This window comes from Neisseria sp. WLZKY-1, assembly GCF_046546535.1.
Taxonomy (GTDB): domain Bacteria; phylum Pseudomonadota; class Gammaproteobacteria; order Burkholderiales; family Neisseriaceae; genus Neisseria.
Window position 1 is genome coordinate 1 of record NZ_JBKGTW010000180.1, and the last position, 203, is coordinate 203.

At 46.3% G+C, this 203-nt stretch carries 1 pseudogene; it reads right to left on the reverse strand.

Annotation, left to right across the window (positions count from 1 at the left end):
- A pseudogene (locus ACLD9W_RS12735) lies at positions 1-203 on the reverse strand (hypothetical protein); the annotation flags it as partial.

Below are 203 nucleotides of genomic sequence, written 5' to 3' on the forward strand. Positions count from 1 at the left end.
ACAAGGTATTGGTTTCGTATTTGACTTCGGTTACGGATAGAGCTTTGCCGCTGATGCTGTCTAATAGAACCATAACGCCGAAGCTGTGCCCGAAGTAAGTAGTATCCATAACAACATTGGCACACTTAGGCGTGGCAAATTGGGCTTTGGGATTGGCTTTTTTGAGATGGCGCAAGATGGTTTGACGGCTGCATCCGTAAGTT